Annotated in this window: 19 protein-coding genes; 5 read left to right on the top strand and 14 right to left on the bottom strand. The window is 64.2% G+C overall.

Annotation, left to right across the window (positions count from 1 at the left end; translation table 11 throughout):
* Positions 1–105 precede the first annotated feature (105 nt).
* Entirely contained in the window at positions 106–1023 is a 918-nt protein-coding gene (locus tag ACIQLF_RS18125; RefSeq protein WP_400301497.1) for a hypothetical protein, read from the top strand.
* Between the two features lie 66 nt (positions 1024–1089).
* Here ACIQLF_RS18125 and ACIQLF_RS18120 read toward each other — a convergent pair whose 3' ends face one another.
* Entirely contained in the window at positions 1090–3612 is a 2523-nt protein-coding gene (locus ACIQLF_RS18120; protein ID WP_400301494.1) for a polynucleotide kinase-phosphatase, read from the bottom strand.
* Positions 3609–5027 (bottom strand): 3' terminal RNA ribose 2'-O-methyltransferase Hen1, encoded by a 1419-nt coding sequence (locus ACIQLF_RS18115; protein ID WP_400301491.1) that lies wholly within the window; start codon positions 5025–5027, stop codon positions 3609–3611. The genes ACIQLF_RS18120 and ACIQLF_RS18115 overlap by 4 nt, the downstream gene beginning before the upstream one ends.
* Before the next feature lie 387 nt (positions 5028–5414).
* Here ACIQLF_RS18115 and ACIQLF_RS18110 point away from each other — a divergent pair, with 387 nt between their 5' ends.
* Positions 5415–6149: a hypothetical protein gene (locus tag ACIQLF_RS18110; RefSeq protein WP_400301489.1), complete on the top strand. Its 735-nt coding sequence runs from the start codon at positions 5415–5417 to the stop codon at positions 6147–6149.
* A 444-nt stretch (positions 6150–6593) separates the two neighbouring features.
* Entirely contained in the window at positions 6594–7385 is a 792-nt protein-coding gene (locus ACIQLF_RS18105; RefSeq protein WP_400301486.1) for an isocitrate lyase/phosphoenolpyruvate mutase family protein, read from the top strand.
* Positions 7386–7462: 77 nt separating this feature from the next.
* Here the strand turns inward: ACIQLF_RS18105 and ACIQLF_RS18100 are convergent, their stop codons facing one another.
* The 4 genes from ACIQLF_RS18100 to ACIQLF_RS18085 form a co-directional block, all read right to left on the bottom strand.
* On the bottom strand, positions 7463–8200 hold the full coding sequence (locus ACIQLF_RS18100; RefSeq protein ID WP_400301484.1) for a YceI family protein: 738 nt from the start codon (positions 8198–8200) through the stop codon (positions 7463–7465).
* 229 nt (positions 8201–8429) lie between these two features.
* Entirely contained in the window at positions 8430–8699 is a 270-nt protein-coding gene (gene rpsO, locus ACIQLF_RS18095) for a 30S ribosomal protein S15 (RefSeq protein ID WP_400301482.1), read from the bottom strand.
* Positions 8700–8866: 167 nt separating this feature from the next.
* Positions 8867–9679: a class I SAM-dependent methyltransferase gene (locus ACIQLF_RS18090; protein WP_400301479.1), complete on the bottom strand. Its 813-nt coding sequence runs from the start codon at positions 9677–9679 to the stop codon at positions 8867–8869.
* On the bottom strand, positions 9672–10619 hold the full coding sequence (locus tag ACIQLF_RS18085) for a bifunctional riboflavin kinase/FAD synthetase (protein ID WP_400301477.1): 948 nt from the start codon (positions 10617–10619) through the stop codon (positions 9672–9674). Before ACIQLF_RS18085 ends, ACIQLF_RS18090 begins: the two co-directional genes overlap by 8 nt.
* Positions 10620–10783: 164 nt before the next feature.
* Here ACIQLF_RS18085 and ACIQLF_RS18080 point away from each other — a divergent pair, with 164 nt between their 5' ends.
* Positions 10784–11395 (top strand): DUF937 domain-containing protein, encoded by a 612-nt coding sequence (locus ACIQLF_RS18080; RefSeq protein WP_400301474.1) that lies wholly within the window; start codon positions 10784–10786, stop codon positions 11393–11395.
* Positions 11396–11537: 142 nt separating this feature from the next.
* Here ACIQLF_RS18080 and ACIQLF_RS18075 read toward each other — a convergent pair whose 3' ends face one another.
* The 8 genes from ACIQLF_RS18075 to rimP all read right to left on the bottom strand — a co-directional run bounded on the left by ACIQLF_RS18075 (position 11538) and on the right by rimP (position 20395).
* Positions 11538–12035: a hypothetical protein gene (locus ACIQLF_RS18075; protein ID WP_400301471.1), complete on the bottom strand. Its 498-nt coding sequence runs from the start codon at positions 12033–12035 to the stop codon at positions 11538–11540.
* Positions 12032–12406, bottom strand: a complete 375-nt coding sequence (locus ACIQLF_RS18070; RefSeq protein WP_400301469.1) for a hypothetical protein — start codon at positions 12404–12406, stop codon at positions 12032–12034. Before ACIQLF_RS18070 ends, ACIQLF_RS18075 begins: the two co-directional genes overlap by 4 nt.
* Before the next feature lie 81 nt (positions 12407–12487).
* Positions 12488–13366, bottom strand: coding sequence for a tRNA pseudouridine(55) synthase TruB (gene truB / locus ACIQLF_RS18065; protein ID WP_400301587.1), 879 nt, complete (start codon positions 13364–13366; stop codon positions 12488–12490).
* 1290 nt (positions 13367–14656) lie between these two features.
* On the bottom strand, positions 14657–15094 hold the full coding sequence (gene rbfA, locus ACIQLF_RS18060) for a 30S ribosome-binding factor RbfA (RefSeq protein ID WP_400301465.1): 438 nt from the start codon (positions 15092–15094) through the stop codon (positions 14657–14659).
* Positions 15095–15211: 117 nt separating this feature from the next.
* A complete protein-coding gene (gene infB, locus ACIQLF_RS18055) occupies positions 15212–18142 on the bottom strand; it encodes a translation initiation factor IF-2 (protein WP_400301462.1) in 2931 nt (976 codons plus the stop codon).
* A gap of 162 nt (positions 18143–18304) precedes the next feature.
* Positions 18305–18634, bottom strand: a complete 330-nt coding sequence (locus ACIQLF_RS18050; RefSeq protein ID WP_400301459.1) for a YlxR family protein — start codon at positions 18632–18634, stop codon at positions 18305–18307.
* 206 nt (positions 18635–18840) lie between these two features.
* Positions 18841–19812, bottom strand: a complete 972-nt coding sequence (gene nusA / locus ACIQLF_RS18045) for a transcription termination factor NusA (protein ID WP_400301456.1) — start codon at positions 19810–19812, stop codon at positions 18841–18843.
* A 1-nt stretch (position 19813) separates the two neighbouring features.
* A complete protein-coding gene (rimP, locus tag ACIQLF_RS18040; protein WP_400301453.1) occupies positions 19814–20395 on the bottom strand; it encodes a ribosome maturation factor RimP in 582 nt (193 codons plus the stop codon).
* Between the two features lie 116 nt (positions 20396–20511).
* Here rimP and ACIQLF_RS18035 point away from each other — a divergent pair, with 116 nt between their 5' ends.
* The gene (locus ACIQLF_RS18035) at positions 20512–21762 is read left to right on the top strand and encodes a hypothetical protein (RefSeq protein WP_400301450.1); all 1251 of its coding nucleotides are present in this window, start codon (positions 20512–20514) and stop codon (positions 21760–21762) included.
* Positions 21763–21878: the final 116 nt, after the last annotated feature.

Here is a 21878-nt window from a genome sequence, read left to right as displayed (position 1 = left end):
AAATTTGAAGCGCGTGGGTTAGTGTCGTGAAAATACCAACTAAATGGTTGGGAATTCGAAGCGGTGTTCTGTCGAGAAGTCGAGGCGGCAGCGAAGGGGACAGAAATGAAGGCATTGCTCTTGGGCGCCAATGGCGCAGTCGGCGGTCATATCCGAACAGCACTCTTGGGTGCCGGATATCAAGTGACCGCAGCCGGGCGAAGGGCTCCGCAAAATGGTCTCAGCATCGATGTTTCCGGCAGCGACCTGGGAGATCTGACGGCTGCCGCACGCGAACATGACGTCACCATCAATGCCTCAGGTGTGGAGAACCCGAATCTGGGTCAAGCCGTTGGCGCCGGCACCCTGGTGGACATCAGCGCGAGTTCAAAATACCTCAAGCAACTGCGCACCGCGGCTCCGGGCACGTCGATGATTCTCGGGGTTGGACTGGCCCCAGGCCTGAGCACCATGCTGGTGGCAAGCCTGGACTACATCCCGGGCGACGACATTGATGTGGCACTCATGCTTGGAGCCGGAGAAAAGCACGGGCCCGCCGCGGTCGAATGGACTCAGCGGCTTATTGGCGCACCGATCGAGGATCCTCCGGAAGCTCATAGGGTGATGAATTTTCGGGAGGTTTCCTCGTTCAAGGACGCAGACCAGATCCGGCGCTACCTGCGGGCGGATTTCCCCGACCACCATTTGCTGGGAAACGATCGAGGGATCCAGGTGAGAAACTACTTCGCGCTCGGATCCCCCGCGGCAACGCATGCTCTTGCGCTGGTTGCCCGCATTCCCATGACCCGCAGGCTGGTTTCAGCGGTACCGCCCTTCGGGAGCGAACGATGGTCACTCGTTGTCAGGAATCGCCGGACCGGGCAGACACGGGAGGCCTCAGGCAACAACCAATCCAGAGCCACCGGCGTCCTCACGGCACGTGCGGTACAAGAGATGTTTGCCCGTGGTGCAACCGGGACCGTATCGATGAGTGATCTGCTGGAGATAGACGATCTTGACCTACCGAGCCTCGAGATCAACTAGCACCGCCGACCGTGTGGCGATCAGCGGTGCAAGTGCCGACATCGAAGCTGCGTTCCCTCGTTTCTCCTACAACCGGGGGTCCAGTGGCTCGGATTCCAGAGCCAGAACCCCGAAGACCATCTGGTGGACCTTCCACAGCGGCGCTCTTGTCGACGTCAGCCGCAGGGCTTGGAGTCCCAGGATGTACTCGTGCAGTGCACGATTGCGCTTCTTGTCCGTGGCACGCTGGCGCAAGCGTTCGAGGTTCGCTTCCTCCAGGTAGTCCGGGCCGTAGATCAACCGCAGGTACTCCCCGCCGCGCACCTTGATGCCCGGCTGCACCCAGCCGCGCTTCGCTTTGGTGAGGTTCTGCCACGGCTTGAGCACCATGCCTTCCGACCCGGCAGCAGTAAGCTCCTCCCACCAACGCACCGCCGCTGCGACGTCGGACTCTTCGTCCAGATCCACGCGCAGGTTTCGGGTGCGAGCGAACAGCTCTGGGCCAGCCGCGGCGAGCCTGTCGCTGATCTCCAGGTGCCATCCGTGGTCCCGGGTCTCGAAACTCTGTCCCTCGGCGGCCAACACCTGGAAGGCCGCAAAGCGCAAGTCGTCGGCCGAACCCACATAGCGCCGGTAAGACTCCCGGAACGCCCGTGCATTGGACTGGCGCGCCCGGGTTCGCGAGAGCAACCCTCGGACATCAAGGCCGTTGCCTGCAGCTCGTTCGAGCACTGCCACTGAAGCATCAGTCGCCGCAATGGCCGACGCTGCCACCGAGGCATAGGTGTCCTTGATCAGCGACTCCGCCTTCAACGACCACGGCATCAACTCGCCATCGAGCATCAACCAGTCGCTGCCCAACTCGTCCCACAGCCCGGCACGATCCACGGCTTCGTGGGCCTGTTTCAGTACAAGTTGTTCCTGCTCGGTATCAAGGAACTGCCGTCCGGTCCGGGTGTGCAACGCACCCAACCAGCCGTCGGGCGCATCGAATCGACCGGGGTCGCGGGAGAGCAGCATGACGGCCCGTGAACCCATGTGCTTCTCCTCGCAGACCAGCTGCGTGACGCCTTGGCGCCTGAAGTACTCGAACGCCTCCTGCGGGTGCTCAAGGTAGCCGGGGTGCGACGAGGATTCGGCCGGGGACATGGTGGGCGGCAGGTAGCGCAGCCACCGCGGATCGATGGCAAACCGGCTCATCGTTTCCAGGGCGCCGGCGGCCTGGGCCTCGTTGATCTTCACGGTGCCCAGCCCCTCGGCCTTCAGGAACTGGACGCCGGAGACGTCCTCCATGGACAGCACGCCGGGCTCGCGCTCCGGGCCGCGCGGCGACTCCAGCGGCCTTCCCGGTTCGCAGTACTGCGCCAACGCCTGGACCTGGACAACCTCGCGTTCGGGATAGCGCATGGCGCTGAGCGCTCCCCCGAAGACGCAACCGGTGTCAAGGCAGGCGGTGTTGTTGATCCACGTCACCTCGGTGACAGGCGTGTGCCCGTAGAGCACCGCCGCATCCCCGCGGTACTCGTTGGCCCACGGGTAGCGCACCGGCATGCCGTACTCGTCGACCTCACCGGTCACATGCCCGTAGAGGGCAAAGGCCCGCACGCGTCCGGAGGCGCGGCCGTGGTATTTCTCGATCAACCCGGCATGGGCGATCACCAGCTTGCCGTCGTCGAGCACCAAGTGGGAGACCAGCGAGTCGCAGAAGTCCGCGACCTTGCGGCCAAAGCCCTCTTCCTGGCCGGCCAGCTGTTCCAGCGTCTTGTCCAGCCCGTGGGCCGCGGTGACCTTGCGCCCGCGCAGCGCACGCACCAGCTTTTCCTCGTGGTTGCCGGGCACGGCCAGGGCGTGGCCGTTGCCGACCATCCCCATGGCCAGGCGCAGCACGCCCGGCGAGTCGGGGCCGCGGTCGATCAGGTCGCCCACGAAGATGGCCCGCCGCCCCTCGGAATGTTCGGCATCCACGGCACGGCCGGAATCGTCGCGCACCACCACGTAGCCCAGGGACTCGAGCAGCATCACCAGCTCATCCAGGCAGCCGTGGACATCACCGATCACGTCGAACGGCCCGTGCTGGTCGCGGAAGTCGTTGAGCAGCTTGTGGCGGTGGATCGCCGCGTGCTCGATCTCCTCCGGCGTGGAAAGCACGTGCACCCGGGCAAACCCTTCCCGGCGCATGGAGCGCAGCGACTTCTTCAGCACCCGGAGTTGGCGGTCGATCACCGCCGGGGCAACGGCTCCCCCGGCCCGCACCGCGTTGCGTTCCAGGCAGAGCTTGACCGGCAGGTCCAGGACGATGGCCGAAACCAGCGAGTCCTGCGCCTTGGCCACCTCCACCAGCTTCTCCCGGGCGGACTGCTGGACGTTCGTGGCATCCACGACCGTGAGCAGGCCTGCCTCAAGGCGTTTGCCGGCCACGAAGTTCAACGCTTCGAAGGCCGCCGGGGTGACCGACTGGTCTCTCGGGTCGTTGCCCACCAGCCCGCGGAACATATCGCTGGAGAGCACCTCGAACTCCCCGAAGTGCTTCGCCGCGAAGCTCGACTTGCCCGATCCGGAGACGCCGACCAGCAGCACCAACCCGGCCTCGGGAATCCTCAATTCGTTCATGCCCCCTCCTTTCGGAAGATTGCCATCTGGGTGGCAGGCCCGGCGCTTGGCGATTCGTCGCCCACCGGGCGGTACTCGACGTCGTATCCATGCCGCGCGGCCACCGCATCGGCCCACCCGGCGAACTCCGCCCGGGTCCATTCGAAGCGGTGGTCCTCGTGCCGCATGGTTCCCGCGGCCAGCGAGGGATACAGCCGGTTGAATTCGGAATTCGGGGTCGTCACGATCACGCTGCGTGGTGCAGCCCCGGCGAAGATGGAATCCTCGAGAGCCGGCAGCCTGCTCGGCTCGACGTGTTCGATGACCTCCATCAGCACCACCGCGTCGAAGCCTGCGATCCGCTCGTCGCGGTACACCGCCGAGCTGTGCAGCAGCTTGATGCGGTCTTTGTCCGCATCGGCGAGCTCATCCAGGTTCAGCATCTTGGCGGCCTGTTCCAGCGAGCGGGCCGACACGTCGGTGCCGAGGATCCGGGTGAAGAATCCGTCCTTCTGCAACCGGCGCAACAGGGCGCCGGGTCCCGACCCCACGTCGACGACCCGGTGCGCGCCGCAATCCTTGAGCGCCGCGATGACCGCCTCCGCGCGCTGCACCCGCAGCGGCGGTGCCGCACTTCCCCGGGCCTGGACAGGCTCAACGTTTTCTTCCGTGGTCGCCGGCACTGCCGCGGCGATCCTTGCATCGGCGGATTCCACGAGGTCCTTCCGGTGTGCGAGGTACCGGTGTGAGATCAGTGCACGTTCCGGGTGCTCGGGCAGCCAGCCCTCGCCCTGGCGCACCAGCTTCTCGGCCTCGTCGTCGTTGACCCAATAGTGCTTGGAGTCGTCCAACACCGGCAACAAGACATAGAGCTGGCGCAGGGCCAGGTTCAACGGCACCATGCCGGTGAGGACCAAGCTGCTGTATCTCGAGTCCGCCCACTCCGGATAGGCGTCATCCAGGGCGATGGGCGTCTGCTCGATCGTCCATCCCAACGGGGCGAACAACCGCCGGAGCAGATCATGGCCGTCGCTGCCCCGGGTGGAAACCACCGGCACTTCTAGGCGCAGCGGCAACGGGGTCCCGGCCAGTTCCGGATAAGTCTCGCTGGTTTCGGTCATGGCACTGCGAAGCACCTTGCCCAGGGCCACGGCCAGCAGGCTGGACGCCGTGAACGGCCGGTCATTGATGTAGTAGTCCAGCACCCCGTTGTCGCCACGGAAACGCTTGTTCCGGACCAGGCCGACCGCATCCACCTCCAGCAGAAGCGCCACGGTGGTGCGCTCCGGCGAGTACTCCGGATAGAACACATGGGCGTTGCCGACCGAAAGCTCGAAGGTTTGCAGGCGTCCGGGATGCTTGCGCAGCAGGTGGGAGAGCGCCGTGGCGTCGAGTTGGGAACCAATCTCCGGCTCGAGAGTGATGGTGATCAGCAACGTCTCCCCTTCGAAAATTTGCTACAAACGTTCACTTACTAGGACATTTAGACAAACCATACTCTAGGGGTTGCATGCGAAGCACAGAGCAACTGAACCCATGACCAACGATTGTTCCAGCGTTACACAGGTCGAAGGCCGCTTCCCACAACTCTTCGATCGGCTCATATCCGATGCGCCTGCGCCTGGGTTTCCAAGGACAAGCCCGCACTAAGCGCCAAAGAAACAACGCAATGGAGTCCTCCGTATGCATCAGTGGATGGTTTATTCGATTCGCTTGCTCACCGGTGGCGAGCCGTCCGCTCAAAACGTCACACACTGCGAATAGGATTTACTTATCACTCATGCCGCATTATGCATATGCATTTTCGTTTTCAGGGGAAAACTATGAACAAATCATCACTACGTCGAGGCTTGGGATTCAGTGCCTCAATCGTGTTAGCCGCAGGCTTAGCTCTCGCTTCAACTCCAGCACAGGCCAGCGAGCGTCCCCTCGACATCACCGGATACCAGGTTTCGGACATCACGGTCGGTGACTCGAATTGCCGATACTTCACGGTCACCGCGTCCACCAAGGTTGAGAGCGATTTTCTCGATTCGTACGGAAGCGTTGAAATCACGCGTAAGGGCGGCAACGTCAGTTCTTTGAGCTTTCACGGCCGCAAGATCACCAGTCGCGCTTTCTTCTGTCCCTCAGACTCCGGCCTCGGAACCTACCAAGTCGGCCCCGCCGACCTGGAAGCGGAGTACGAATACTTCGACAGCTATTTTGAGGAGTACTCGAGTGACTCGAGCTACTACACCGACTACACCAGCAAAACTTTCTACGTCCGAGGCAAGGCCAAGAGCTCGCTGAGCGCCAAGCGCTCCGGTTCCAAGGTGGCTTTGACCGCTAAAGCCCAGGTCTACATACCCGAGAAGTACCGTTATGCCCAGTACAACGCTGTCAGTGCGAAGTTTCAGGTGAAATCCGGCAGCAGCTGGAAGACCCTGAAATCAGTGAATCTGAAGAACGGAAAGGCCAGCGTCACGGTCAAGCAGTCAAAGAAGAAGACCTACCGCCTATACATTCCGAAGGCTTCCTGGGCGACTTCGACCATTTCCAAGGCCGTTTCCAAGTAGCCCCCATCCACCGCAGCCCGATTGTGGGTTCGGTGTAGCGGCACAAAGATCCCCCCCCCCCCCCCCCCCCCGGTTTCCTTGAAACCGGGGGGGAAATCTTAACCTATACGAAAGACTAGAGACGCGGTCCGAGTCGCTCGATCAGTGCACGGTAGCGTGCAATGCCGGGGTCCTCTTCAGCTGCTCCGTCAGGCCTGAGGGGTGACATGGCATCACGGCGTTCCTTCGGAGATTTGGACAGCTACGTCTGGAACAGCAGCTCACGGACTCAGCTGCCAGCGCTTGCCATCCGACGAACCGCGATCAGACCATCGCTCGGAGGCAGCGGCGCGAAGCTCTCGTCAAGACGAGAAACCCTGAAAACCACCTGGACCTTACCGGTTCCGGTTAGGCTCGTAGCCTGAAGACAACTTGCATTTTGACCGACTCGGGACGGGAATTAAAGTGGCCACGTTTTATGAGCTCCACCAAGCGGATGCGCCTCTCCTGCTGCCCAACGCGTGGGACGTCGGCTCTGGCCTGGCATTTGCGGCAGCGGGGTTTCCTGCCATTGGCACCACCAGCTTTGGCATTGCGGCCAGCGCCGGCCTGCCGGACGGCGACAGGTCCAGCAAGGCAGCAACCACGGCCCTCGTGACGCAGCTGGGCCGCTTGCCTGTTCACATTACGGCTGACATCGAGGACGGCTACTCCGACGACCCGGCCGAGGTCGCTGATTTCGTGGCCGAGTTGGCAGCCCTTGGCGCGGTCGGGCTCAACATCGAGGACAGCAGGTCCGGACATCTGGTGGATCCGGATGCCGTTGCATCCAAGATCGCAGCCGTAAAACTGCGGACCCCCAACGTGTTCGTCAATGCACGGGTGGACAATTTTTGGTTTGCCGAGCAACCCACGGTGGACGCTGTCGTGCAGCGCGCTCTCCTGTACGCAGCTGCCGGAGCCGACGGAATCTTTGTTCCCGGCGTCATGGACGCGGAGGACATCCGAAGCCTCACCGCCGAGATCGGGCGACCGGTCAATGTGTTGGCACACCCTTCATTGACGGTTACCGAATTGGGGAAGCTCGGGGTCCGGCGCGTGAGCTCCGGTTCCCTTCCGTACCGTGCATCGGTGGACGCGGCACTGGGCATTGCCAGTTCACTGCGCGACGGCAAGCCGGTTCCTGCTGCAACGCCCTACTGGGAGATGCAAGCTCGACTCGTGGCGTTCCACCAAGGCCCGGCTCCACGCGCCTGACTAGTACAACTACGCGCAGTTCAACGCAGCCTGGTAGCGGATTCGGGTTGCTACCTCCCCCTGCGATTCTGCTGCCTCTATTTTTGATTCACGTCCAAGGAAAATTCGATAAAGCCGGAGTCCTCCACGGAGACGAATCCCAGGTTCGGAGCCTCTACACCAAAATCGGCCCAAGTCACTGGAATCTGGCCAACCAGCTGCGCCGCACCATCGCTGAACGCGCTCTGCACATCGGCGGCAATGGACTGCGTGTGGCCGTTGATTGTCATGTCCCCGGTGATCGAAAAGGTCTGGGTGTTGCCGTCGGCTGCCGCGTCAAGCTCAACTGGATCAGTCAGGGTAAAGGTCGCTTCGGGGTGCTTCGAGGTATCAATCGCTGAGGTCCGGAAGTAGGAATCGCGTCTATCCGAGTCTGTGGCGATGGTGGCCACCTTCAACGTCAGCTTGGCGGACGTGAGCGTATTTTCCTTGACTGTCAACGATCCGCTAACGTCCTCGGTGCGACCTGTCACTGTCACGTCGGAACCGTTGAGGACCTCATCAAGGCGGTAGCCGGCGTAGGATCCCTGGCCAATGGTCCAGGCTCCTGCGAAGTCCGCCGGAGTTGACGCCGAACCTGTGGATCCTGCACCACTCGACGCGCCGCTGTTCGGCGTTGCGGTAAGTTTCGGCACGTCATCGGCTTGAGCGGAGACGGTATCCGCATAGATGCGGCTACCGACATACACGCCGGCGATGATCGACGCGACCACCATGGGGATGATCCAGATCCGGCGCTTCTTCTTGCGGCGGGCGGGTGCTGGCTGGTCCGTCATGCAGTCTCCTGATTGCTTGCGCCGTCTTCCGACGCCCCTTTACTTGACCCTTGGAGTATTTCATCTTCCCGTTGCCAAGTCGCGAATTTTGGCCTCATCTGGATGATCTTGGCCGGTACTGCACAGGCTCTATACAGGGAAGTTCCTGACGTCGCGGTCCAGACAAAGAAAATTCCCCGGTTCCCAACAATGGGAACCGGGGAATCTCAATCAAACCTTGTGCTAAAGACTAGCGACGCAGGCCGAGGCGCTCGATCAGTGCACGGTAGCGTGCAATGTCGGTGCCCTTGAGGTACGCAAGCATACGGCGACGACGACCAACCAGGGCCATCAGGCCGCGGCGGGTGTGGTGATCGTGCTTGTGCATCTTCAGGTGCTCCGTCAGGTCGGAGATGCGACGTGACATCACGGCGATCTGGACCTCAGGTGAACCGGTGTCGCCTTCGCTCGTGGCGTAGGCCTTCATGATTTCCTGCTTGATAGCGGCGTCTAATGCCACAATAACTCCTAGAGTTGTACCGCGTTTCAAAAAACACCGTTTCCGGCAGGTGCCACGCAACCGCGGACTGCAGCGGGCACCGTCAACCATTCTAGCAAAGACCTCGCACCGTGTGGCACCGCACGAGATCAAAGGCACACCGGAACTTTTTTCCTTGCCGGCGCGACTCAGCGCAGGCGGGCCCGCCAGGCATGCGTCAGGTACGGCACCGTGATCGGCGTGCCTTCCTCGTGGCCCAGGTGCTCGTAGAGATACCAGGACAGGTTTGATTCGACCCGCGCGCGGGTGGCCTCGCTTGCGCGCAGGTAGTAGCTGCGCGACTTGGCCAGATCGATGATCTGCTCGCCCGTCAGTTCCTGGTTCCAGGTCCACTGCCCCGGTTCGGGGGCGAAGAACTCCTGGCCAAGCGGCGGCTGGAAATCGGGCCTGTGCACATCCCCCGCATGCATGATGCGCGCCAGACGGTGGACCCAGGACACCGAGACGTCCAGCTGGTTCCAGACCATAGACAACAGCCCGCCGCTGCGCAGGATCCGTGCGGCCTCGCTGCTTGCTTGCTTCGGGTCGACCCAGTGCCAGGCCTGGGCATAGGTGATGACGTCCGCGCTGGCGGCCTCCAGCCCGGTGTGCTCGCCGGTGCCCTCGGCCGCAATGACCTCCGGAAGCCGGGCGCGCAGCACGCCGAGCATGTCGGTGGAGGGCTCGACGGCGCGCACGCGCAAGCCGCGGCCCAGTAGCATCGCGGTGAAGATGCCGGTGCCGGCACCGACGTCCACGGCATCGCGGGCGCGCGGCGGCACCATGAAGTCAAGGGCGGCCTGCGGGTAGGACGGGCGCACCGCGTCATAGTGCTTTCCGCCGGCGCGGAAGGCAGTTGCCAGTTCGTTGCGCCGAGCCGCGCTCATCGTGAAGGCCCGGGCGGGAAGCGACGGGATGGGGCGCGGGGTCTCGGTGGGGTGTGGTTTGAAAATCTCAGGCATGAATCAGGACCGTACGGGTGCGCTGGACATCCTCACGCATCTGTTCGATCAGTGCTTCAATCCCGCGGTAGGCAACCATGGGACGCAGGTGCTCAACGAATTCAACGACGACCTGCTGGCCGTACAGGTCGAAGTCCTCCACGCCCTCCTCAGGGCGGTCGATCACGTGCGCCTCCACCTGGCGGCTCACGCCCTCGAAGGTCGGGTTGGAGCCGACGGAGATGGCGGCGGGCCAGCGGACCTGCGCCTCGTCGACGAGCCATCCGGCGTACACGCCGTCGGCGGGAATGATTCCGGTGGCTGCGGAGTCCAGGTTCGCGGTGGGGAACCCCAGGTCGCGGCCGCGGGCGGCACCGTGCACCACCTCGCCGCGCATGCGGTGCGGGCGGCCCAGGATCTGGGCGGCAACGGCAACCTCGCCGCGGTTCAGTGCCTCGCGCACCCAAGTCGATGACCAGCGGCGGTGTTCGCCGATGTCGTCGATGCCGATGACCTCAAAGCCGTACTGCTCGCCGAGCTCGCACATCTTGGCGAAGTCTCCCCCGTTGTCACGGCCGAAGCGCACGTCGTGGCCGACGACCACGGTGCAGGCGCCCAGCGCGCCGACAATCACCTTGGCAACGAATTCCTCGGCCGTAGCCTGCGCGAATTCGAGGGTGTAGCGGATCATCAGGAGGCCGTCGAGCCCCTCGTCGGCGAGGGTCTCGATGCGGTCCGCGATGCCCATGATCAGTTCGGGCGCCTCGTCCGGGCGGTGCACCTGGGCCGGGTGCGGGTCAAAGCTGATGGCGATGGCCTTGGCATTGCGCTTGCGGGCCTCTGCGACCACCGCGGCAAGCACCTCGCGGTGTCCGCGGTGCACGCCGTCGAAGTTGCCGATTGTCACTACCGACGGGCCGATGCCGGGTGGTACGGCTTCAAGGCCTTTCCAATAGTGCACGCTCGCTCCTCCGTTGGGATGTCTGGCCGTAGGTTTCACGGCCCTATCCATTATGGACGACGATTGCCCGAACTGCCGATTCTTGCCCCACAGGGGTCAAAAACCGATCGATGAACCCTAGGATGAAAACGAATCAAGAGATTCACCGATCCCAAGGAGCTGAAATGGTTAACCTCAACGACCTGCTGGACCTTTTGCCAATGGATCAGATCGCCGGAAAGCTCGGCGTCGATTCCGACACCGCCCGCGCCACGGTCGCCACCGCGCTGCCTTCCCTGATGGCCGGCATGCAGAACAATGCGGCCTCGCCGGAGGGCGCCGAAGCACTGCAAGCCGCCATTGCCCAGCACGACGCCTCGCTGGTCGAGGGCGGCGTCGACCTCGAGTCGGTGGATACCGACGACGGCCAGAAGATCGTGGACCACGTGCTCGGTGACAACCAGGCGGTCCTTGCCGCCCAGCTCAACGGCGCCACACCGGAAGGATTCGACCTCGGCGGCCTGGTGCAGAAGGCGCTACCCATGCTCGCCCCGGTGGTCATGAGCTTCCTGGCGAAGAACGCTTCATCGTCCGGCAATGGCGGCGGATTCGACATCGGCGGCTTGCTAGGCGGACTGTTGGGCGGCGGCAACCAGCAGCAGCCCCAGGGCGGCGGAGGGCTCGACATCGGCGGCATGCTCGGCGGACTCTTCGGCGGGGGCGACCAGCAGCAGGGCCAGCAGGCCGGCGGGCTGGATCTTGGGGGCATCCTCGGAGGGCTCTTCGGCAAGAAATAGTCCCGTACTGGACCACTGCCCAGCCGTAATGTGACTGAATAAACAGGGCCGCGCCCCTCCCGATTTCAATTGGGAGGGGCGCGGCCCTGTTTGAGTCATTCGGATCCGGGAGCTTTCGCCGGCCGGTGATCCTTGTTGCGGTCTACTCTCCGGCGACCGTGGCGGCCGGACGGTGCTTGCGCAGCCACCACAGGCCGATCAGCGGCAGCGCCAGCGGAACGTATCCGTAGCCCGAGCCGAAGTGCGACCAGACGGCCGGGTGGGCGAAGAGCGCCGGCAGCACGTAGCTGAGCGTTCCGACAACCAGCACGCCAACCAGCTCGAAGATCACCGCGTACCGGGACAGCCGCCAGCTGCCCGGGCGCTTGGACGCCAGCGCAAGCGTGGCCACGATGTAGACGATGCCGGCGAGCAGGCTCAGCAGGTAGGCCAGCGGCGCTCCCCCGAAGTCCATCATGATCTGGTAGACGGCACGCACCGTGGCCGAGAGCGCCAGCACGCCGTAGACGGCGATGATGATGCGCCCCACCCCGGAACTGCGGCCTCCGTTGGACCCCTTGGGCTTCGATTCCTTGCCGCGGGATTGCGCGGCGTCGACGATGCGCGAACGCTTGGTGCCTGGCCGGCCCGTTTCACTCATGCTGTTATTGCCCCGTCCCAAATCTGTTCCATCCTGAAGAGCATCACAAAGACGATGACACCCGATACCGCCAGCACCGTGTTGGACCAACGGGACTTGTCGGTGACCGCCCAGATGAAGGCGAGCACCGGGATCAGCAGGGCCGTGAGGAAGTATCCCCAGAACTCCCAAGGCTCCCCCGCGATCGACTGGCCGCCGGCCTGCCGGATCGCCGCCGAGACGCCGTAGACCACCAGGAAGACCTCGAGCAGCGCCACAGAGACCAGCGCAAAGTCATCCGGGTACTCACGGATGATCGTGGCGACAACGCCCAGTATCAACGCCACTGCGCACAATATGGCGCCGGCGATGAAGAAACCGTCAACTATCACGGCAAAAACCTATCTCCTTGGAAGGAAAGCGAAATCAAGGTCGAACCTGCACCGCGCGCCTGCGGCACGCACGGCAGGGATTTAGGAAGCCGTGGCGAAGACCAGCTCCGGCTTGGCTTCCTTGCCCTTGTTCTTCAGCAACGCAACCAACGTTCCGTCGGGGGCGAACGCTGCGGTCACATCGTCGGTTTCGTTGCTGCTGATGCGGCGCCCGTAGGACAGCTCGGCGCGTTCGTGCTCGGTCAGGTCGCGGCGGGTGAACAACGCATCTGCGGCGTCCTCCAGTGGCAGGTACTCGAAGTTCTCGGCCAGCTGCTCCAGCGTGCGGGCGCGGCCCAGCGTGTACGGGCCGACCTCGGTGCGGCGCAGCGCGGTCAGGTGGCCGCCCACGGCCAGGTCTTCGCCCAGGTCGCGGGCCAGCGCACGGATGTAGGTGCCCGACGAGCATTCGACGGTCACGTCGATGTCCAGCACCTTGCCCGCGCGTTCGCGGCGGATGTCGTGGATCTCGAAGCGGTGGATGGTCACCGGACGTGCGGCAAGCTTCACGTCCTCGCCGGCGCGCACGCGGGCGTAGGCGCGTTCGCCGTTGACCTTGATGGCGCTGACGGAGGAAGGGACCTGCTCGATCGGCCCCGTGAGCTTGGCGACAGCCGCATGGATCTGTTCCTCGGTGAGCGCAGCGGCGATGCGCTTCTGCACGATCTCGCCCTCGGCGTCGTCGGTGATCGTCGATTCACCCAGGCGGATGGTGGCGGTGTAGGTCTTGTTCGCGCCCACGATGTAGGTCAGCAGGCGGGTGGCCTTGTTGATGCCCAGCACCAGCACGCCGGTGGCCATCGGGTCCAAGGTACCGGCGTGGCCGACCTTGCGGGTTCCGGCCAGGCGGCGGGTGCGACCGACCACGTCATGGCTCGTCCAACCCTGCGGTTTGTCGATGATGACCAGGCCTGAGCCGATGGGTTCCGTGGGGTTCTGCGGGGCTGTTTTCACGCCCTCAAGTATAGGCAGGTTCGCCGGCTCTTTGCGCCCACCACCAGTGGGCGGGCTCGCCCCGGGGCGGGCCGGGTGTGGAATGCCGAAACGTCGGGCTCCGGCGGATCGGTGTTGCTTCGGTGTCACGAGGCGCTTCCGGGCATCATCCGTGGTCGCAATGCCCGCCGCGGCCACTCTTTTCGGATACCCGGGATACGGGTAGGGAGGTTGCCGTGCCCCGAGCGGCGATCCGGCGAGGGCGGGGTTCGTGTCCAATGCCTCATCCGGAATGCCGGCGACGGGCTGTCGCCGGAGACCGCCGCGGGTGTTTCCGCGGTCCCGGGAGGCCCGTCAAGACCCTCCGGGGACCGCGGAAAACGAAGGGGAAGACTGCCCGTGAATACCGTGTACTGCCCTTTATTCACGGGGGTTTCCGATGAACAATCGCCTGATCGAAAATTTTTGCTGGGTGTTTGCTGAACGCTTCGTCCCAAATGGAACCATGGTTTTGTGATGCGTCATCCATCTACCCGTGGAGAACGGGTGGACAACGCCATTGACTCCCTTGGAAAGTGCCAATAATCTTCAGATTATTGGCATATGTCCGGATCGGTCTTGGCGGTTCAGCACCGCTTACAGACCGGCCCTCACACCGTTCAAACGGTATCGACCCGCACTCGTCGCAGGCATCAACACACTTCTAAGATCCACCACAGGCTGCACTGGTCATCGACCGGTGCAGCGCATATGCAGGGTGAATTGCGAGGACTCGCAATCATCGATGCATCGCAAGGTTCGGCTCAAGATTTGTTCCGGGGGAGGTTCCATCATGCACTTTCGTTCGATCTCGACGCCCAGCGCGACATCAGCCAGCTTGGCCCCTCCCCCGTTGGCACACGTTCTTGACGCACGGCGGGCCCCACAGCAGGTTTCGACCTCAACGGACGATTGCCCGCGCCGGGTCGCTTCTTCACTTCCGGGAGGGCTGAAATGGCCCGCATCCGCCAACAGGTTCCCCCTCCGATCCGCACCCTCGCCAAACGTGGTCGCTGCACAGCGATGCTCGTTTTTGTTTGGGGGGCGAGTGTTCGGATAGGTCCGGGGATCTGCGCGACGTAGTTCGTGCAGATGGTGCAACGGTTTGACCGGGCACGCAAAAGAGGCCTGCAAAGGGCCGGCCATCCAATGGATGGGCGCCCCCGAGCAGGCCTCTTCTTGTGCGTTAGGCACGGCTCCCCCTACGGGTAGCCTGCTTCAAGAGGAAGGAATCTGCGCTTAGGCGTCTTCGTCTTCTTCCTCGTCACGCTTGTACGGGTCGGCTTCGCCGGCGTGGGTCTTGCCTTCGGCCAGGGCTGCAACTTCTGCATCCTTGGCCTTGGCCACGCGCAGCAACGCTTCGAGGTTCGAGGCGTTGACAGGGATTTCGTCGGCGACGAATTCCAGGGTCGGGGTCAGGCGAACGGTAACGTTCTTGCCGACCTCCTTGCGCAGGACGCCCTTGGACTTCGCCAGGGCGGCTGCCGCATCGGCCTTGGCTTCATCGTCGCCGAAGACCGTGTAGTAGATGGTGGCGTGTTGCAGGTCGTTGGTCACGCGTGCATCGGTGACCGTGATGGCCTCCACGCGGGGATCCTTCACTGCCTTGCCCAGGGCCTGGGCAACAACCACCTTGATGCGTTGGGCCAGTTTTGCGGCACGAGCCGAATCAGCCATGGTCGCTCCTTCTTTTCAAGGTTCTTGAAACTTTTGGTCAATGCGCTTCGACGGCTGGGCGGCCGCAACCAGTTCGGTTACGGCCGCCCAGCGTCGATCAAACGCGTTTGGTCAAGACTAAGCGCGCGGCTTTTCGCGCATCTCGTAGGTCTCGATCGTGTCGCCGTCCTTGACGTCGTTGAACGAGCCAAGACCGATACCACATTCGAAGCCCTCGCGGACCTCCGTGGCGTCGTCCTTGAAGCGCTTGAGCGAGTCCACCTGGAGACCCTCGCCGATGACCTTGCCATCGCGCAGAACGCGTGCCTTGGAGTTTCGGCGAATGGTGCCCGAACGGACGATCGAGCCGGCAATGTTGCCGAACTTCGAGGAACGGAAGACCTCGCGGACCTCCGCGGTGCCCAGCTGGGCTTCCTCGTACTCAGGCTTGAGCATGCCCTTGAGTGCCAGTTCGATGTCATCGATGGCACCGTAGATGACCGAGTAGAAGCGCATGTCGACGCCTTCTTTGTCGGCCAGTTCGGCAACGCGCTCGGCAGGCTTGACGTTGAAGCCAATGATGATCGCGTTGTCAACGGTTGCAAGGTTGACGTCGTTCTGGGTGATGGCGCCAACACCGCGGTGGATAACGCGCAGCTGCACGCCTTCTCCAACATCGATCTTGAGCAGCGAATCTTCCAGGGCTTCAACGGCACCGGAAACGTCACCCTTGAGGATGAGGTTGAGGGTGTCGATCTTGCCGTCGGCAACAGCCTGGTCGAAGTCTTCCAGGGTGATGCGCTTGCGACGCTTGGCCAGGGCCGCGTTGCGGTCCGCAGCTTCACGCTTCTCGGCGATCTGGCGGGCGGTGCGCTCGTCGTCGGTCACCAGGAAGGTGTCACCTGCACGCGGCACCGAGGACAGGCCAAGGACCTGGACCGGACGCGACGGCAGTGCAACGTCGAGGTTCTCGCCGTTCTCGTCGAACATGGCACGCACACGGCCGTGTGCGGTACCGGCAACGATGGTGTCGCCAACGGCCAAGGTACCGGACTGGACCAGCACGGTAGCCACGGCGCCGCGACCCTTGTCGAGGTTCGCTTCGATGGCGATACCGCGGGCGTCCTTGTCCGGGTTGGCACGCATGTCCAACGCGGCGTCGGCCGTCAGCAGCACTGCATCGAGCAGCTCGTCGATACCCATCTTCTGCAGGGCGGAGACGTGGATGAACATGGTGTCGCCACCGTATTCCTCCGGAACCAGGCCGTACTCGGCCAGCTGGCCCTTGACCTTGTCAGGGTTCGCCGATTCCTTGTCAACCTTGTTTACTGCGACGACGATCGGAACGCCGGCCGCCTTGGCGTGGTTCAAGGCTTCAACGGTCTGCGGCATGACGCCGTCGTCCGCTGCAACCACGAGAACCGCGATGTCGGTGACCTTGGCACCACGTGCACGCATGGCGGTGAACGCCTCGTGGCCCGGGGTGTCAATGAAGGTGATCGCTCGATCGATGCCTTCGTGTTCGTGGTGGATCTGGTACGCACCGATGTGCTGGGTGATGCCGCCGGCTTCGCCCTCGATGACGTTGGACTTGCGGATCGCATCGAGCAAGCGGGTCTTACCGTGGTCAACGTGACCCATGATCGTGACAACCGGCGGACGTGCTTCAAGCATGTCTTCCGTTTCGGCGTCGAGTTCGGCGTCGAAGTCGATCGAGAACGAGGCGAGCAATTCGCGCTCTTCGTCCTCGGGGGACACGACGGTGACGACGTAGCCGAGCTCGGCACCCAAGACGTCAAAGGTTGCCTCATCCAGGGACTGCGTGGCGGTAGCCATTTCGCCCAAGTGGAAGAGCACGGTAACCAGTGCTGCCGGGTTGGCGTTGATCTTGTCGGCGAAGTCGGTGATCGAGGCACCACGGCGCAGACGGACCTCGGTGGATCCGTTGCCGCGGGGCACGCTTACGCCGCCCAGCGACGGAGCACTCATCTGCTCGAGTTCCTGGCGCTTCGCACGCTTCGACTTGCGCTGCTTGCCACGGCCTGCGCCGCCCTTGCCGAAGGCACCCTGGGTTCCACCGCGACCGCGGTTGGGACCGCCGCCGCCCTTGTAACCGCCGCCGCCGCCTGCTGCACCCGGTGCTCCACCCGGAGCTCCGCCTGGTGCGCCGCCCGGACGGGCTGCGCCGCCACGACCCGGACCACCCGGACGTGCGCCGGCCGGAGCCGGACGTTCGGTGCGGTTAGGCATCATGCCGGGAGTAGCGCGTGCGCCTCCCGGGGTACGCGGGCCTGCACCCGGGGCACCGGCCGGACGTGGTCCACCCGGACCTGCCGGACGGCCTGCACCTGCGGGACGCGGTCCACCTGCACCCGCACCTGCGGGACGGGGTCCACCTGCACCTGCCGGAGGGCGCGGGCCACCCGGGCGAGGACCGCCCGGACGCGGGCCGCCGGAACCGGCTGGACGTTCAGTGCGCATGCCCTGCTGGGACGCGAACGGGTTGTTGCCCGGACGCGGTCCGCCCGGCTTGGCACCCGGACGTGCACCGGCTGGACGCTCGGTGCGCTCGGTGCGCTCGCCTTCACCGGCAGCGCGCATGCCCTGCTGGGAAGAGAACGGGTTGTTGCCCGGACGAGGACCGCCCGGCTTGGCACCGGCGCGCGGGGCTTCGGTGCGTGCAACAGCAGGCTTCGGTGCTGCCGGAGCGGCAGGGGCCGAAGGAGCTGCAGGTGCGGCAGCGGCCGGAGCCGGTGCTGCCTCTGCCGGTGCTGCTGGCGCAGCCGGACCCGGCTTGAAGCCGGCAGGCTTCGGAGCGCCGGCGGCGACAGGGGCTGCCGACGCTGCGGGGGCTGCTGCTGCAGGGGCCTTGGCGGCCGGTGCTGCATCTGCCTTGGGTGCTGCCGGGGCAGCATTCGGGAACGCGGCGCGCAACTTGCGCACTACCGGCGTCTCGATGGTTGAGGATGCGGAACGGACGAATTCGCCCAATTCCTGCAGTTTTGCAACTGCATCCTTTGAAGTGATTCCGAGCTCTTTGGCGAGCTCGTGTACGCGGACCTTAGCCACATTTCTCCTGTCTGAAGGCCCGCGCTCACTTTTAGAAAGTCAAAGCACGAACCGTCTTTTGCTGTCTTGCCCAGCATCCGAAGTGGATGCCACAGGCGCTGCGACGCATAACTGATGTAGTCATCGTTAGGCGCTCATCGCTTGGAACTCATCGGGTTTCCATCAGATTTCTGACCCGCTTTCAGGTTGGACGATCGTGAAGGTGTTTTCCCGGGTTTGGGTCCGCACCTTGGCTTCCGGCGCAATCGCCAGCGAGGAAACATCCACCTTGGTCCTGAATGACCGTGCGAATGCCCCGCGTTTGATGGCGCGTTCGGCACACTCCGGAACCGGGTGCAACCAGGCACCGCGTCCGGAGAGACGCCGGGTGGAATCCGGAACGGGGACGGCATGGCCATCCGCGCGTTCAAGCACCCAGCGCTGCAACTCTTTTTGGTCCACCACCTTGCGGCATCCGATGCACGTGCGCTGCGGCTGATGCTGCACTGACACGTAAATCTTCTCCCGCAATAGAAATACCACTTGCACAGTGGACCACAGATAAGTCTAGCGCGTTTCCGCATCCCGTGTAGCGTGCTCTGGAACACGTTCACACTTGCGGAACCCGCGGCGTCCCCGCCCAACAAAAACCGCCGCCGCCTTGGGGCGCGGGCCGCGAACGGCCGGCACCCCAAGGGCAACGACGGAATCTGGAAATGCTATGAAGCGACGGCGTCCGAGACGATGTCGATGCGCCAGCCGGTGAGCTTGGCCGCCAGGCGGGCGTTCTGCCCTTCCTTGCCGATGGCCAGCGAGAGCTGGTAATCGGGCACCACGACGCGGGCCGAACGGGTGGCCGGGTCGGTGATGGTCACCGAGACGACCTTCGACGGGGACAGCGCCGAGGCGATGAACTTCGCCGGGTCCTCGTTGTAGTCGACGATGTCGATCTTCTCGTCGTTCAGCTCGGTCATCACGGCGCGCACGCGCGAACCCATTTCACCGATGCAGGCACCCTTGGCGTTGACGCCCGGGATGTTGGCCTGCACGGCGATCTTGGAACGGTGGCCGGCTTCGCGGGCCAGCGCAATGATCTCCACGGAGCCGTCGGCGATTTCCGGGACCTCGAGCTCGAAGAGTCGGCGGACCAGGTTCGGGTGCGAACGCGACAGGGTGACCGACGGGCCCTTCGGGCCGCGGTTCACGTCCACCACGTAGCAGCGGATGCGGCTGCCGTGCGGGTACTTCTCGCCCGGCACCTGCTCCGGCGGCGGCAGCAATGCCTCGACCGTGCCCAGGTTGACCTGGACCATGATCGGGTTGTTGCCCTGCTGGATCTGTCCGGAGACGATCTCGCCGATCTTGTTCTTGAACTCGCCGACCACGTTGTCGTCCTCGGCGTCGCGCAGGCGCTGCAGGATGATCTGGCGTGCGGTCGAGGCCGCGATGCGGCCGAAACCGGTCGGGGTGTCGTCGAACTCGCCGACGACGGTGCCGTCTTCCTCGGTCTCCGTGGCGAAGATCGTCACGTGGCCGTTGCGGCGGTCAACCTGGGCGCGTGCCTGCGGCATGGCCCCCGGGGACTTCTGGTACGCGATGAGCAGTGCCTGCTCGATCGTGGGGATCAGAACGTCGATCGGGATTTCGCGTTCTTTTTCGAGCATGCGCAGCGCGCTCATATCAATGTCCAACTCAGGCCTCCACGTTTTCGTCGTCTTCGTCGTCAAGCTCTATTAGTTCCTGCAGGTCCGCGCTCTCGGCACGGGCGAATTCGACCTCGACGTTGCCGCGGCGGATCGAGGAAAATTCAATGGTGCGGGGTTCGCCCTGCTTGGGCTTCATGCCCTTCTTGACCGCGATCTCGGGAACCACGGTGATGCCTGCATCGTCCGCTTCCGTGAGGCGGCCGAAGATGTTTTCCTCGCCGATCAGGTTGACCTTCACCATGCGGCCGACGTTGCGGTGCCAGTGGCGGGGCAGGGTGAGCGGGCGGGAAACGCCGGGCGAGGAAACCTCAAGTTCGTAGGGTTCCGCCGTGTCGTGCGGGTCCTTGTCCAGGGCCTCGGAAATGGAGCGCGACACCTCGGCGACTGCGCCGAGTTCGACGCCGCCGGTGCCTTCAAGAAGGTCGACGATGACGTGAACGATGCGCTGGTCACCGGCCATGCGAACCTGAACTTCTTCAAGGATCAGCTGGTGGGAGGCGACGGTGGGCTCCAGTAGTTCGGTGAGGCGGGCTGCCTCGTGCTGGATGTCTGCCGGCTTGCCGGTCATGAAAGTCCTCCCACTATTCGATGTTGTGCCTACTAGAGTATCGACATTTGGGCCCCCGCGTCTGCCGCTGGAGCCCCGAAATGGCCAATCGACCGCCGCATGGGATGATCAAGGGGATGGATCAGCACCCCTTACCCCCTGCCGGGCAGCCCCCCGAACCCGCCGCGCCGCGCTCCCGCGGAGCCTTGGCCTTGGCCGTGGTTTCGGCCGTGGCGATCGCCGCCGGAACCCTTGGCGCAGGCGTGTACGCCAGCAAGGATTCCCTAGTGTGGCAACGAATCCTCGGCACCGAGGCGGTCCGGGAAAGCGTCCGCACACCGGCCGACGAACTGCTCCCGCTGCTTGATTCCGCGAGCCTGGCCGCCACCTCAAAGGCCGCGGACACGAACCCGAAACTGCGCGCCGAGTGGGTCGCCACGCGGGAGATGCTTAACCGGCATGTCGTTTTACTCACACCCTCGGCTTTGCCGTCCGCCGGGGACCCCGCCGCGCAGTCCACCGACCCCTCCGCGTCCCCTTCCCGCACGCAAACCCCCGCCGAGGCCAAGGCCTTTGCCGAACGCCTGGCAAGCGCCGGGGTGGCCTTGGTCGACGAGGCGTTGGACGCCCCGGCGCAGGAATCACGCTCGCTGGCGGGTGCCGGATTCGAATTGACCATGCAGGCCCGCAACCTGCTGCGCGCGGCGGGTGGAACGCAGGAACAGCTGGAGAAGCTTCCCGCGCCGAAGCCGGCATCGGCCGCCGCAGGTGCTTCGGGTTCTTCTGCCGGTTCTTCCACCGGACCCTCCGACCTGCCCAAATTCATGCTTTCCGGCTGCCCGGCAGGCACCGATTCAATATTGCCCGAACCCGCAGCATCGTCGCCCGACGGGACCGGTGTGAACGGCCCGGGCCAGGAGTCCGGGAAGGCACTGGGGCAGGTGGCCGACGCCGCCTACCGTCTGGGATACGCCTACAACGTCGCCGGGGCCCGCACCGCGGGAACCGTCCGCGAGGGCGCATGGGACCGTTCGCGTTCCCTGGTCGAACTGGGCGCGGCCATCGAACGGCAGTTCGCCGGCGTCGGCGAATGCGATCCGCTGCGGCAGCCGGCCTACCGATTGCCGGATGATGCCGTGGCGAACCCGCTTGACGCCGCCCGCAGCGGCGAGGAACAGCTCGCATTGTTGCTGCGCGATGCGGCGGCAACCCAGGAGGGCGACGCCCGCGCGTTCCTCCTGCAGCGCTCCTGGGACCAGGGACTGCATGCACGCCAGGTCACCGGGAAGATTCCGGACTTCACCCGGATCGGGGGTGCGGCCGCCGACTCCGCGAAGGAATCCGACGGCGAGACCGCCCAAGAGACCGCGGGCGAACCAGCACCGTAGCGGCGGCATCCGTCCCGGCCCCATGACACGGAAGAGCCGCTGTTGCCAACGAAACCTTTCGTTGGCAACAGCGGCTCTCCGCTTGGCTGCCTGCTCGCGCAGATGCGCGTGATGCC

Source organism: Paeniglutamicibacter sp. NPDC091659, assembly GCF_044756805.1.
GTDB lineage: Bacteria > Actinomycetota > Actinomycetes > Actinomycetales > Micrococcaceae > Paeniglutamicibacter.
The sequence above is the reverse complement of the archived record's forward strand: the minus strand, read 5'-3'. Positions and strand labels throughout refer to the sequence as shown.